This is a genomic window from Prevotella marseillensis, from assembly GCF_900625065.1.
GTDB classification, from domain to species: Bacteria; Bacteroidota; Bacteroidia; order Bacteroidales; family Bacteroidaceae; genus Prevotella; species Prevotella rara.
In genome coordinates, this window is sequence record NZ_UYXY01000001.1 from 1,423,871 (window position 1) to 1,439,062 (window position 15,192).

Consider the following 15,192-nt stretch of genomic DNA (forward strand, 5'->3'; position numbering starts at 1 on the left):
TTAACCTATTAAAATTTTAATCAAAAAAAATGGAACTATTAGACTGGATTGTAATTGGTGTCTTTTGCCTGGCACTGATTGGTATAGTTGTATGGGTCATCAATCAAAAGAACAATGACTCGGCTGACTATTTTCTTGGAGGCCGAGACGCAACATGGATAGCCATAGGTGCATCTATCTTTGCCTCAAACATTGGTTCTGAACATCTGATCGGACTTGCCGGAGCCGGAGCATCTTCAGGAATGGCGATGGCACATTGGGAAATTCAAGGTTGGATGATTCTTATTCTTGGATGGGTGTTTGTACCTTTTTATACAAGAAGTATGGTATACACAATGCCTGAGTTCCTGGAAAAACGTTATAATAAAGAAAGCCGCACTATTTTATCTGTAATATCACTCATAAGCTATGTCTTGACTAAAGTTGCTGTTACGGTATACGCAGGCGGACTTGTTTTCCAACAAGTATTCGGCATTAAAGAGTTATGGGGCATTGACTTTTTCTGGATTGCTGCAATTGGACTGGTATTAATAACAGCTCTATACACTATTTTCGGCGGAATGAAAAGCGTGTTGTACACATCTGTACTGCAAACCCCTATCCTATTATTAGGTTCACTCATAATCTTAGTATTAGGCCTGAAAGCAGTTGGCGGTTGGGACCAAGTACTACAGGTATGTTCTATACAGCCTGTTAACGAATATGGAGATCACATGACAGATTTGATGCGCAATCTGAAAGACCCTGATTATCCTTGGCTTGGAGCATTAGTCGGCTCTGCTGTTATCGGATTTTGGTATTGGTGTACAGACCAGTACATCGTACAGCGTGTTCTTTCCGGAAAAAATGAAAGAGAGGCACGTCGCGGAACAATCTTTGGTGCTTACCTAAAGCTACTTCCTGTATTCATCTTCCTTATTCCAGGAATGATCGCATACGCATTGAACGTAAAATCAGGCGGCACTTTCCTGCCGGTTGATGCAAATGGAGTAACAATCAGTGATGCTGCCTTCCCGACATTGGTAGCAAAAATTCTGCCTGCAGGAGTGAAAGGTTTGGTCGTATGCGGTATTCTAGCCGCCCTCATGAGTTCACTGGCATCATTGTTTAACTCATCTGCCATGCTTTTCACCATCGACTTCTATAAACGTCTACGCCCGAACACTTCAGAAAAATCTCTCGTGAGAATTGGTCAAATGGCAACTGTGGTAATTGTAATTCTTGGAATTCTGTGGATACCAATAATGAGAAGCGTCGGCAATGTATTGTATAACTACCTGCAAGATGTACAAAGCGTACTTGCTCCCGGCATAGCAGCAGCATTCTTGTTAGGTATATGCTGGAAAAGAACAACAGCAAAAGGAGGCATGTGGGGACTTCTGTCTGGAATAATTATAGGTCTTACAAGATTAGGTGCAAAGGTTTACTATAGCAATACAACAGACGCAACAGATAATTGGTTTAAAGCAGTATTCTACGACTTCAACTGGCTCTATTTCTGTGGTGTAATGCTGATTTTCTGCTGTCTGGTTGTCGTAATCGTAAGCTTGTGTACAGAAGCTCCATCTGAAGAAAAAATCAAAGGACTCGTATTTGGCACTGCAACACCAGAACAAAAAGCTGAATCACGTGCAAGCTGGAATCATTGGGATGTAATACATAGCATCATCATATTAGCGATTACAGTGGCATTCTACATTTACTTCTGGTAATAACGAAATAACTTAGAGCATATGACAATTTATTATAACGAACATTCAAAATTTTTTGTATCAGTAGACTGTATCGTTTTCGGTTTCGAAAGCAATAAGCTAAAACTGCTGATAGGAAAACGCCAGATGGACCCAGGAAGGAACGAATGGTCTCTTTATGGCGGATTTGTTGGAGAAAACGAGACGCTGGATGAAGCGGCAAATCGAGTATTGTATGAACTGACAGGTCTTACAGGCTTATATATGAAACAGGTAGGAGCTTTCGGAGCTGTTGACCGTGATCCTGGTGAAAGAGTTATATCAATAGCATATTGCTCCCTGATAAACGTTAAGGATTACGACAAGACTCTTCAAGAAAGCCATCAGACAGAATGGGTTAATCTTGAAGAACTGCCCAAACTCTATTCTGACCACAATGATATGGTAAAAAAAGCCATATCATTGCTTAGAAGAAGAATTTCATCTGAGCCGCTAAGCTTCAACCTATTGCCCGAACTATTCACTTTAACGCAGTTGCAACATGTATACGAGGCTATCTTAGGAGAGGCTATCGACAAGCGTAACTTCAGAAAACGTATAAAGACAATCGATTTCATTGAAAAGACCGATTTAATTGACAAAATTACATCTAAACGAGGAGCAGCCTTGTATCGTTTTAATAATGATGCATACATGGAAGATCCAACATTTAAATTATAAGAATTATGCTTGAAGAATTAAAAGAAAAAGTTTTTAAGGCCAATCTTGACCTTGTAAAACATAACTTGGTAATATTTACATGGGGAAATGTATCTGGAATAGACCGCGAAAAAGGGCTTGTTGTAATAAAGCCCTCAGGCGTAAGCTATGACGATATGAAGGCATCTGACATGGTAGTTGTAGACCTCGCTACAGGAAAAGTTGTTGAAGGAGATCTCAATCCTTCATCAGATACACCGACACACTTGGTCTTGTATCGCGCATTTCCCGAAATCGGAGGCATTGTACACACCCACTCTACATATGCTACAGCATGGGCACAGGCAGGCAAAGACATTCCAAATATCGGCACGACACATGCAGATTATTTCCACGATGCCATACCATGTACAAAAGATATGACAGAAAATCAGATGGGCGAATATGAAAAAGAAACAGGCAATGTCATTGTAGAACGCTTCAAAGGAATCAACTATGTGCACACTCCAGGGGTATTGGTTAAGAACCATGGACCATTCTCATGGGGAACAGACCCAGACAACGCTGTATATAATGCCGTTGTGATGGAAGAAGTTGCCAAGATGGCATTTGTTTCTTTCATGGTTAACCCAGATACAACAATGAATCCTCTCCTCGTTGAAAAACATTTCAGCAGGAAACACGGACCAAACGCATATTACGGACAAAAGAAATAAAATTTAATAACATAAAAAAGTAATTACAACTATGATAAAAGCATTCGAAAATTACGAAATTTGGTTTATAACAGGTGCTCAGCTTCTATATGGAGGTGATGCAGTTAAACAAGTTGACGGACATTCAAAAGAAATGGTTGCCGGACTGAACGATTCAGGAAGACTTCCAATTAAAGTGGTATATAAGGGAACCGCAAATAGCAGCAAAGAAGTTTCAGAACTTTTCGCAGCTGCCAACAATGAGAAAAAATGTATCGGTGTAATAACATGGATGCACACATTCTCTCCTGCCAAGATGTGGATACACGGACTTCAGATACTTCATAAGCCACTACTCCACTTGCATACACAATATAATGCCGAAATTCCATGGGATTCTATTGACATGGACTTCATGAACCTCAACCAGAGTGCTCACGGAGACAGAGAGTTCGGTCACATAATATCACGTATGCGCATAAGGAGAAAACTTGTAGTTGGATACTGGAAAGAAGAAAAGACACAGGACCATATTGCTGTATGGGAACGTGTATGTGCAGCATGGGCAGATGCACAAGACATGTTAATCCTGCGTTTCGGCGACCAGATGAATAATGTAGCTGTTACTGACGGCGACAAGGTTGCAGCAGAACAGGTTTTGGGCTATCATGTAGATTATTGTCCGTTCAGCGAAGTACTTAGCTATTTTAAAGAAATAAAGGACGCTGATGTTGACAATCTGGTTGCTACATATTTCAATGAATACGACCATGACAGTTCACTTGAGGATAAGACAAGCGAAGCATATAAGAAAGTATGGAATGCAGCAAAAGCGGAACTCGCTTTACGTGCCATACTGAAAGCCAAAGGTGCAAAAGGCTTCACAACAAACTTTGACGACCTTGGTGACATAGACGTAGAAAAAAGCGGAATGGGATTCGATCAGATTCCAGGACTTGCCTCACAGAGACTCATGGCTGAAGGATATGGCTTTGGCGCAGAAGGCGACTGGAAGTCAGCAGCCTTATACCGCAGTATTTGGGTCATGACACAAGGCATGCCTAACGGCTGTTCGTTCCTCGAAGACTATACGCTCAACTTTAACGGTGAACAGAGTTCTATCCTGCAGTCACACATGCTGGAAGTGTCACCTCTGATTGCAGCATCTAAGCCACGACTTGAAGTTCATTTCCTTGGCATAGGAGTAAGAAAGAGCCAGACCGCCCGTCTTGTATTTACTTCAAAAGTAGGAACTGGTGTTACTGCAACAGTAGTAGATCTCGGCAATCGCTTCAGAATGATTGTAAACGATGTAAAATGCATCGAACCTAAGGCATTGCCTAAACTCCCCGTTGCATCAGCACTTTGGATTCCTCAACCCAACTTTGAAGTTGGAGCAGGATGTTGGATATACGCAGGAGGTACACATCACAGCTGTTTCTCATACGATCTTACTGAAGAATATTGGCAGGATTATGCAGAAATTGCAGGAATAGAGTGTGTATTCATCAATGAAAATACAAAGGTTGATGAGTTCCGTAAAGAACTGCGCTTCAATGAAGTTTATTACATGTTGAACAAAGCTTTGCTGTAGTTTTATGACAAAATACGTTATAGGCCTTGATTACGGAAGTGATTCAGCCAGGGCTTTAGTTGTAAATGCTACAACGGGTGAAATATTAGCAACCAGCGTACAATATTATCCACGATGGAAACAAGGATTATATTGCAACCCTAAAGCAAACCAATGGCGCCAGCATCCCAAGGATTACCTTGAGGTACTGGAAGGCACGGTAAAAGATGCTTTAAGCCAATGTCCACAAGAAGTTGCCAAGAATGTTGTCGGAATTGCCTTTGACACAACAGGATCAACACCTGCCTTCACAGACGAGACTGGCACTCCATTGGCAATGCTGCCAGAATTTGAGGACAATCCAAATGCAATGTTTGTATTATGGAAAGACCATACTGCAGTAAAAGAAGCTGAAGAGATAAACTTAGCATGTGCAAAGTCAGAAATAAACTATGCTAAATATGAAGGTGGCATATATTCTGCTGAATGGTTCTGGGCTAAAGCGATGCATATCTTACGTGAAGACAGCAAGGTTGCTCAGAAGGCATATTCAATAGTTGAATATTGTGAATGGCTGCCAGCTGTACTGACCGGTGTAAATAAATCAAAAGACATTGTCCGCAGCCGCTGTGCATGTGGCCATAAGGCAATGTGGCATAAAGAATGGGGAGGTCTTCCTTCTGAAGATTTTCTTGTTTCATTAGAGCCTAAACTTGCCGGATTCCGTGCCCGACTGTTCGAGGAGACAGAAACTGCAGATAAACCAGTCGGACATCTATGCAAAGAATGGGCAGAGCGTCTAGGACTTAATGAAGATGTTGTTGTTGCCGGAGGCGCATACGATTGTCATATGGGTGCTGTTGGTGCCGGAGTTACTCCTCATACGCTTGTACGTGTAATAGGAACATCAACATGCGACGTTATGGTTGCATCGTATGATGAAATCGGTACAAAATGTATAAAAGGTATCTGTGGACAAGTTGATGGCAGCGTAATTCCCGGAATGGTTGGTCTTGAAGCCGGTCAGTCAAGTTTTGGCGATGTCTATGCCATGTTCAGAAGAATACTTGAATTCCCCGTAAGAGAAATCCTGCCTCAAACAATCGGCGATAAATTATCTAAAGAAGAAATTGACAATATTGTTGAAAAAACTTGCGATAAAATTATCGTCAAACTAACAGAAGAAGCAGAAAAAATACCTGTCAGCGAAAGCACGATGATTGCAACAGACTGGATAAACGGACGACGCACTCCGGATGCGAACCAGTTACTAAAAGGAACAATTGCCGGATTCACTCTAGGCTCAAATGCCCCACAAGTTTTCCGCGCATTAGTAGAAGCCACAGCATATGGAACAAAAGCTATTGTTGACAGATTTGAAAGCGAAGGAATAGTAATAGACAATGTCATAGGCATTGGAGGCATCGCGCTTAAATCACCATTTGTAATGCAGACAATGTGTGATGTCATCAATAAGCCAATAAAAGTTTGCAATACAGACCAAGCATGCGCATTAGGAGCCGCAATATTTGCAGCAACAGCAGCAGGAATATATGAGAAAGTTGAAGATGCAATAGGAAACATGAATAGCGGATTCTCTAAAGAATATATTCCACAGCCTGAAAATGTAAAAGCATACGAGGATATATACAAAAAATATCTTAAACTCGGACAATTTACAGAAAAAGAGCTATTCTAGGGTCTAAGATGGCGTTAGTGTTTGTCACTCAGACATTAACGCCACTTTCATTGTGGCATTTTAAATAGACTCCTTTTTAGAAGTCAAACGGTCATCTTTTAGATGATGAAACATATCATATCGCAAGCCCAAATGCCACATTTCGTATGGAGTAAATTAATGAAAATAAAACCAACAGACATTTATCATTAAACGCAAATAATAACCATAAACAATAAGGAATCATCTTATAAAAACAATTGCAGAAAAGCGGATAAAATCATTATTAACTTTATTGAAGTTTAAACGTCTATTTCTTTTGTTTTATCATAAGATTTAACTATCTTTGCATGTAATAAGTAAGATAATTTCAAATTATTAGATATAACCCGAAAATCATCAAATTTAATACTAAATATAATGAACGATAAAAAATTAATGAACAAAGCAGCAGACAACATACGTATTCTCGCTGCATCTATGGTAGAAAAAGCAAACTCAGGACACCCCGGAGGTGCCATGGGAGGTTCAGACTTTATCAATGTACTATTCTCAGAGTTTTTAGTATACGATCCTGAAAATCCATCATGGGAAGGCAGAGACCGTTTTTATCTCGATCCAGGACACATGTCTCCGATGCTATACAGCGCATTATGCCTGCAAGGGAAATTCACATTGGAAGAACTAGCCATGTTCCGTCAATGGGATTCACCAACTCCTGGACATCCTGAAAGAGACGTTAAGCGCGGTATAGAAAACACATCTGGTCCTCTTGGTCAGGGACATACTTTTGCCGCCGGTGCCGCTGTTGCAGAAAAATTTCTGGAAGCACGTCTTGGAAAAGAAGTTATGCAGCACAAAATATATGCATATATTTCTGATGGTGGTATAGAAGAAGAGATTTCACAAGGTACAGGCCGTCTTGCAGGTACACTTGGTCTGAACAATCTTATTATGTTCTATGATTCAAATGACATCCAGCTTTCAACAGAATGTGGTGTTGTTATGAACGAAGACACTGAAGCGAAATACAAATCTTGGGGATGGAACGTAATTAAAATAAACGGAAATGACGTTGACGAAATACGTGAGGCCCTAAAACAGGCACAAAAAGAAGAACACCGCCCTACCCTCATCATCGGAAAAACCGTAATGGGTAAAGGTGCACTTAAAGAGGACGGCACAAGCTATGAGCACAGTATCAAGACACATGGTGCACCTCTTGGCGGAAATGCATATGTAAATACAATAAAGAACCTTGGAGGTGATCCTGAAAACCCATTCCAGATATTCCCCGAAGTACAGGAATTATATGCAAGACGCAAAGAAGAATTAAAGCAAATTGTAGCAAAACGTCATGCTGAAGAAGAAGCATGGGCTAAAGCAAATCCTGAAAAAGCTGCACAGATGAAAGAATGGTTCAGCGGCAATGCTCCTAAAGTAGATTGGAGTGCTGTTGTTCAGAAAGAAGGATCGGCCACACGTGCTGCATCTGCCGCATGCCTTGGCGTACTTGCAGAACAAGTTCCTAATATGATCTGTTCATCTGCCGATTTGTCAAATAGCGACAAGACTGACGGTTTCTTGAAAAAGACATCATCAATGGTAAGAGATGATTTCAGCGGAGCTTTCTTCCAGGCTGGTGTAAGCGAACTCACAATGGCATGCATGTGCATCGGTATGTATCTCCATGGCGGCGTAATTCCTGCATGTGGAACATTCTTCGTATTCTCTGATTACATGAAACCTGCTGTACGTATGGCAGCATTAATGGAAGTGCCAATCAAATTTATTTGGACACACGATGCATTCAGAGTAGGTGAAGACGGACCTACACACGAACCTGTTGAGCAGGAAGCACAAATCAGACTGATGGAAAAACTCAAGAACCATCATGGAAAAGACAGCGTAAGAGTCTTCCGTCCTGCTGACGCAGATGAAACAACAGTATGTTGGGCTATGGCCATGGAAAATATGGAAACGCCTACAGCACTTATATTCTCACGCCAGAACATCGCAAAACTTCCGGCTGGAAATGACTACGAACAGGCACGCAAGGGAGCATATGTTGTCGCAGGTTCAGATGAAGACTTCGATGTAATACTCTTAGCTGATGGTTCTGAAGTATCAACATTGGTTGCCGGTGCAGAACTTCTCCGTAAAGACGGAATAAAGATCCGCATCGTAAGCGTTCCTAGTGAAGGTCTCTTCCGCAATCAAAGCAAAGAATACCAAGAAAGCATACTTCCTAAAAACGCCAAAATATTTGGCATGACAGCAGGTCTGCCTGTAACATTGGAAGGTTTGGTAGGTGCCAATGGTAAAGTATTTGGAATGCCAAGCTTCGGATTCTCAGCACCATATAAAGTATTGGATGAAAAACTCGGATATACAGCCGAAAACGTATACAAACAGGTTAAATTATTTATGGAGGAATAATTATGGACATCAAGACTGTAGGACTAGCATGCGATCATGCAGGCTTTCCGTTAAAAAAGTTTGTCATCCAATATTTGGAAGACCATGGCTATCAGTATAAAGATTATGGCACATATAGTGACATGAGCTGTGATTACCCCGATTTCGCACATCCTTTGGCTGAAGGAATTGAAAGCGGAGAAGTATATCCAGGCATTGGTATCTGCGGAAGTGGTGAAGGTATGGCTATTACATTGAACAAGCATCAGGGTGTTCGTGCCGGCTTGGTTTGGTCACCTGAAATAAGTGAACTCATACGCCAACATAATGATGCAAATGTAATCGTATTACCTGGACGTTTTATTGACAATAAAACAGCTGAAAAAATACTTGATGTATTCTTTAAGACAGCCTTTGAAGGTGGACGCCATCAGAGAAGAATTGAGAAAATTCCTGTAAAATAAGAATTAGTAACCCTGATATAATTAAAGAGAGTTGATAAAATTCAACAATATAAAAATACCCAAGATACGAAAACGTACTCTTGGGTATTTTTATATTGTTGAATATATAAAATTTCAGAATATTTCAATATCAAAATTTACATTCTACATCTTTATGATGTACGAATAATCATTGTTCTTAAGAAGATTTTCTATTGAAATTGACTTATTTTTATTCATATATTGGTCTATCATATTGACATAACGGGATTTAAAAAATTTATATCCCAAAGCAATATTACAAACCCACATAATCTTTCCTATATGCAAATCTCTCTCTAGCTGGGTACGTGATTCGAAATCATGCATAGGATAAAGACTGAGAAGATAAAAATTAAGGCAATCAGGTACTATATTATCTCGCGTCATTGTCTTGATCTGTGATGGATAATAATATTTTTTATATAAAGGATAATCTTTACCCAAATACTTATCCAATGAGATGCCTATGGTCTGGTTTCCAACAACAATACTTTGATCTAACGCACCAATTTGAGCATATATCTGAGGTATAGGTAACGTTGGAATATAAACTTTAAGACGGTCAAACGAACTGTTTAACAGTTTGTTTATATCATCCATATTTGCATACTGAGCCTCTGCATCTGATAATATTGTCTGAAGCGTAGAATCTTGATAAAATGCCAAAAACTTGTGATTAATCTGCGGATCATTTACCTCACCAATTCTCAAAACATCCTCAAGTAATGTTCTCGTTTCCATAGGAAAGTCTGTATTCATCTGCTGTAATGCAAAAAAATCTCCCGTCGTAAGATACTGACTTTCCAAGCGGTCATAGCGACATACCTCAATACGTTGCTTGACGCTCTCATCTTCAAAAGGCTTCAATTTAAGCTCACATGCCTCAAGAAGAAAAACTGATAATACTAATAACCATTTGGAAAACTTCACTACACATTAATCTTTTACCCTGCAAAGTTAGTAAAAAACTAATTATCCCCAAACATATTAGCTAAAAAAATTAAATTAAACTCTAAAAAACGGCAATTTAACTTTAATTTTATAAAAATCAGTCAACAATAATGAATTTATATTCCACATTTATTAATAAACAACTAACATTAACAAAAGCATAAATCAACTTTGTTTTTATACATATAATACAACAATATTTGTTATAAGCCAATTTCAATTTTGCATTTAAATTATTTAGACGTATCTTTGCATTGAATAAAAATTAATTGCTATGAACAAAAAAATATTAACAGGCGTAATAACTCTGCTGCTCAGTATTCCTGGATTTTCCCAGAAAGACATCACAATTACAGTTACAAACAATTCCAAAACATCAAAGCTCAATGAGCCAATAGTGCTCAACCTGAAGGACTATAACACAGACATTGTAAGATCAGCAACAGTAAAATGTGAAGGTAAAGAAATACCATGTCAGCTTGACGACATTAACCAGGATGGCATAATGGATGAACTCTGTTTCATTACTGATATTGAAAAAAAATCTTCAAAAAAAATAAATATCACATTGTCCAATGAAGGACTGCCCAAGGAATATCCATCGGAAGTTTATGTAGAAATGCTTTTGAGTAATAAAAAAATAAAAGAAAGCAATAAACAGAACTTATATATTTCTCATCTAACTGTAGATAGAGACGTGAATCCTTATTGGTCCTTACATCACCACGGAGCTGCTTTTGAGAACGACATGGTCGCATACAGAATATATTTCGACCATAGACAAACTGTTGACATCTACGGAAAATACAACAAAGGTCTGGAATTAAAACAAACACAATTCTATCCTGACAAAAATCAGAAAAAAGCAGGTTTCGGAGATGATGTATTATGGGTAGGTTCAACGTTAGGCTTAGGCACACTTAGAGGCTGGGACGGAAGTAAGCCAACAATGCTTACTGATGTTGACAAAAGAAGCCAACGCATCATTTCACGCGGCCCATTACGTACAATTGTTGAAGTTAAGGATGTTGCATGGCGTCCGCAACCTGGTCAGGAACCAATAGATATGACCACTCTTTACATTCTTTATGCTGGAAGAAGAGAATGCTATGTCAAAGCTACATTCAATAAAAACGTAGATAAGTATAAATTCTCTACAGGTATAATAAACGTAAAAAATTCAAAGGAATTTTCAGACAAACAAGGTTTACGTGGATGTTGGGGAACAGATTGGCCTGTATCTGAAAAAGACAGCGCAGGACATAAGCGCGAAACTGTAGGCTTGGGAATTTACATACCACAAGAATACATTATCAGCGAAGAAGCCGCCAATAAAGACAACTATGCTTTCGTAATTAGTTCAAAAACTAATGAGATAAACTATAAAATCACATTCTGCAGTGACAATGAAAAGTTCGGTTTTCACAATGCAGAAAAATGGTTTGACTATTTAAAAGAATGGAAAAAGGAACAAGAAAACCCGATTATCATTTCTAAACAATAAGAAATTAATTATAAACAATTTTGCAGGAAAAGGATGTGCGACAATTATTTCACATTCCTTTTCCTGCAAAACATTTTCACCAAAACGACATCAGACTCTCCTTAGGCTTCAAGAAAAGCAAAATATTACCATTGCATAATGATAATCTATAGCCAAAAATAAAAATATAGGCAACACATTAACTAACTTATCATCATTAATAGGTATTTTACTAAAATATAAATACGAAATCATTATTTTTTGTTACTTTTGCATTACTTATTAAAATGGCAAAAAGATGAGATTATCAGAACTAAAGACAGGAGAAAGAGGTGTTATTGTTAAGGTAATGGGACATGGTGGATTTCGCAAACGCATTGTTGAAATGGGATTCATCAGAGGAAAAATCGTCAAAGTACTGCTTAACGCTCCACTTCAGGACCCCGTGAAATATCAAATAATGGGGTATGAAATCTCATTACGGCATACAGAAGCCGCAATGATTGAGATCATACCGGCCGACAACGCCCCGCAGCTAGAAGAAGAAGAGGCGAAGAAGTTGGGAATGACAAACATATCTCAAACAGCAGATGAAGACTATCTGCTCACAGATGAAATGCTCCACAAAGTTGCATTGGAAAAAAGTCATACAATAAACGTTGCTTTGGTAGGTAATCCCAATTGCGGAAAGACATCATTATTCAATTTTGCATCTGGCGCACACGAAAGAGTCGGCAATTACTCTGGTGTTACAGTAGACGCCAAAGAAGGACACGCTGAATACAATGGATATCGCTTCAATCTGGTAGATTTGCCTGGCACATACTCACTTTCAGCATATAGCCCCGAAGAATTATATGTACGTAAACAAATAATCGACAATACTCCTGATGTCATTATTAATGTTATTGATGCAAGCAACATTGAAAGAAACCTCTACCTTACGACACAACTGGTTGACATGAATCTCAAAATTGTCGGAGCATTAAACATGTTCGACGAATTTGAATCTAGAGGTGACAAACTCGATTATGATAAACTCGGTGAATTATTCGGAATGCCATTTGTCCCTACAGTATTTAAAACCGGACGCGGCATTGACGAACTCTTCAAAACTGTCATAAATGTATATGAAGGTGTTACCGAACCGGGAAAGAACAATCTCAGACACATCCATTTAAATCATGGGAAATACATAGAACAAGCAATTGACGATGTAAAAAAGGAAATACAAAAAAACGAACAAATCCGTTACAAATATTCAACACGTTTCCTGGCAATAAAATTACTTGAGAAAGATTCAAAAATAGAAACTCAGGTAAAAGATCTTCCAAACGGAGAAGATATCATAAAAATTCGGGACAACGCAGCTGAACTAATTCTCAAAGAAACCAGAGAAGACAGCGAAACAGCCATAATGAATGCAAAATATGGCATCATACATGGAGCCATGAAAGAAGCTGGTTGTGAAGAAGGAAACAAAACAGACACATATCAGCTTACTCATGTCCTTGACGCCATAATAACAAACAAATACATTGGTTTCCCACTATTTTTCATATTCTTGTACCTAATGTTTGAAATTACGTTCACGTTAGGCCAATACCCTATGGACTGGATTGAAAGTGGTGTAAATCTCATAAGTGAATTCATGAGATCTATAATGCCGGACGGCCCACTTAAAGCCATGGTCATTGACGGGGCAATAGCAGGTGTTGGAGCCGTAATCGTATTTCTTCCTCAAATATTGATCTTATACTTTATAATTTCATTCATGGAAGACTCTGGCTACATGGCCCGAGCTGCTTTCATCATGGATAAAGTAATGCACAAGATGGGACTACACGGTAAATCGTTCATTCCGCTTATCATGGGATTTGGATGCAACGTACCAGCCGTAATGGCAACACGAACTATCGAAAACAGACGCAGCCGACTAATTACGATATTGGTATTGCCGCTTATGAGCTGCAGCGCACGCCTACCTATCTACATAATGATTATAGGTACATTCTTTGCTGTAAAATATCAGTCGCTCATCATGATATCCCTTTATGTCATCGGCATAGCTATGGCTGTGTTAATGAGCCGCATATTCAGCAAATGGCTTATTAAAGGAGACGACACTCCATTCGTCATGGAACTGCCTCCATACAGATTTCCAACAGCAAAAGCCATACTACGCCATACTTGGGAAAAAGGCAAGCAGTACCTAAAAAAAATGGGAGGAATAATTCTCGTTGCAAGTCTAATAGTATGGGCCTTAGGTTATTTCCCTCATAATGAACAATTAAGCAATCAAGAGCAAAAAGAACAAAGCTATATTGGAGTCATCGGAAAATCAATTGAACCTATATTCAGGGCACAAGGCTTCGACTGGAAACTTGACGTTAGTCTTGTAGCAGGAGTTGGCGCAAAAGAAATCATAGCATCAACAATGGGTGTACTTTATGCCGATGACGATAATGTATCCAATGAATCTGAAAAATATCAAATTCTGAATAAAAAGATGCAGGCGGACGGAATAACTCCGCTCATTGCCTTTTCGTATTTGCTATTTGTATTGATTTATTTCCCTTGTATAGCAACAATTGCAGCAATAAAAAGCGAGACCGGTAGTTGGAAGTGGCCAATATTTACAATGGTTTATACAACATTTCTGGCATGGTGCGTTTCTGCATGCTGTTACCAAATAGGCAGCCTGATTTTATAGAAACCAAATAAGGGGAAAAGTATAAACAGACCAACCGCCTTAACATCTGATTAAATGTTAAGGCGGTTCTGTTTTATGCCAATCAGACATAAAAGCAAATTGAATAATTCAAAAAGTAAAAATAATGAAAAACAGAACAATTAAAAACCAATAAAATATAATAATAACCATATATTATGCGGAAACGTAAAATCACTTTTTAATAACTTACAATAAAAATAATATTCTCATAAATTGCGACACATAATTAATGACAAAATTATGTAAGTTAGTGATTTAGAGCATATTTAAGGCTCCAAAATCGCAAAAAAAGCAAAATAAATTTCCGTTTCACAACAAAAACTATTATATTTGCACGCCCAAATGAAAAGTTAAGAACCGATAAATAGTAAATTCATATAAAAATGACTAAGGCAGATATAATTGAGGAAATTGTAGAATCAACAGGTATTGCGAAAAAAGATGTTTCTGCAACAGTTGAAGCTTTCATGGAAGTTATAAAAACAAGCTTACTTGAAAAGAAAGAAAATGTATACCTGCGCGGTTTCGGCAGTTTCATCGTTAAGCATAGAGCCGAGAAAACGGCACGTAACATATCAAAGAATACCACAATAGTTATTAAAGCTCACGATTTTCCAAGCTTTAAGCCCGCTAAGAGCTTTGTAAGCAAAATGAAAGGCGAATAAGTGCGGATTTTTAATTTAACAATATTATATAAACCATTTAAATTTATAAGCTATGCCAAGCGGTAAGAAGAAAAAGGGCCACAAGATGGCTACACACAAGCGTAAAAAAAGATTAAGAAA

General features: G+C 38.6%; 11 protein-coding genes. 10 read left to right on the plus strand and 1 reads right to left on the minus strand.

All coding sequences use genetic code 11. The annotated features are described in order from the left end of the window. The first annotated feature begins 29 nt into the window (after nucleotides 1-29). The 7 genes from EJL04_RS06010 (at nucleotide 30) to rpiB (ending at nucleotide 9,218) form a co-directional block, all read left to right on the plus strand. Nucleotides 30-1,712, plus strand: a complete 1,683-nt coding sequence (locus EJL04_RS06010) for a sodium:solute symporter (protein ID WP_021854579.1) — start codon at nucleotides 30-32, stop codon at nucleotides 1,710-1,712. 21 nt (nucleotides 1,713-1,733) lie between these two features. Further along, on the plus strand, nucleotides 1,734-2,411 hold the full coding sequence (locus tag EJL04_RS06015) for an NUDIX hydrolase (RefSeq protein WP_125104383.1): 678 nt from the start codon (nucleotides 1,734-1,736) through the stop codon (nucleotides 2,409-2,411). Nucleotides 2,412-2,416: 5 nt separating this feature from the next. Further along, nucleotides 2,417-3,106, plus strand: a complete 690-nt coding sequence (locus EJL04_RS06020; protein ID WP_125104384.1) for an L-ribulose-5-phosphate 4-epimerase — start codon at nucleotides 2,417-2,419, stop codon at nucleotides 3,104-3,106. 31 nt (nucleotides 3,107-3,137) lie between these two features. After that, a complete protein-coding gene (gene araA / locus EJL04_RS06025) occupies nucleotides 3,138-4,679 on the plus strand; it encodes an L-arabinose isomerase (protein ID WP_125104385.1) in 1,542 nt (513 codons plus the stop codon). Nucleotides 4,680-4,683: 4 nt separating this feature from the next. After that, the gene (locus EJL04_RS06030) at nucleotides 4,684-6,357 is read left to right on the plus strand and encodes a ribulokinase (RefSeq protein WP_125104386.1); all 1,674 of its coding nucleotides are present in this window, start codon (nucleotides 4,684-4,686) and stop codon (nucleotides 6,355-6,357) included. Nucleotides 6,358-6,756: 399 nt separating this feature from the next. Further along, a complete protein-coding gene (locus EJL04_RS06035; RefSeq protein ID WP_053398111.1) occupies nucleotides 6,757-8,775 on the plus strand; it encodes a transketolase family protein in 2,019 nt (672 codons plus the stop codon). 2 nt (nucleotides 8,776-8,777) lie between these two features. Then, on the plus strand, nucleotides 8,778-9,218 hold the full coding sequence (gene rpiB, locus EJL04_RS06040; RefSeq protein WP_021854584.1) for a ribose 5-phosphate isomerase B: 441 nt from the start codon (nucleotides 8,778-8,780) through the stop codon (nucleotides 9,216-9,218). 144 nt (nucleotides 9,219-9,362) lie between these two features. Here the strand turns inward: rpiB and EJL04_RS06045 are convergent, their stop codons facing one another. Continuing rightward, nucleotides 9,363-10,169 (minus strand): gliding motility protein GldB-related protein, encoded by an 807-nt coding sequence (locus EJL04_RS06045; protein WP_125104387.1) that lies wholly within the window; start codon nucleotides 10,167-10,169, stop codon nucleotides 9,363-9,365. A 295-nt stretch (nucleotides 10,170-10,464) separates the two neighbouring features. On the opposite strand from EJL04_RS06045, the gene EJL04_RS06050 reads away from it, so the two are divergent. From EJL04_RS06050 to EJL04_RS06060, 3 genes are all read left to right on the plus strand, one after another. Continuing rightward, a complete protein-coding gene (locus tag EJL04_RS06050; protein WP_125104388.1) occupies nucleotides 10,465-11,694 on the plus strand; it encodes a DUF4861 domain-containing protein in 1,230 nt (409 codons plus the stop codon). Nucleotides 11,695-11,971: 277 nt separating this feature from the next. Further along, entirely contained in the window at nucleotides 11,972-14,386 is a 2,415-nt protein-coding gene (gene feoB / locus EJL04_RS06055; protein ID WP_125104389.1) for a ferrous iron transport protein B, read from the plus strand. 404 nt (nucleotides 14,387-14,790) lie between these two features. Then, on the plus strand, nucleotides 14,791-15,072 hold the full coding sequence (locus EJL04_RS06060) for an HU family DNA-binding protein (RefSeq protein ID WP_021854589.1): 282 nt from the start codon (nucleotides 14,791-14,793) through the stop codon (nucleotides 15,070-15,072). Nucleotides 15,073-15,192: the final 120 nt, after the last annotated feature.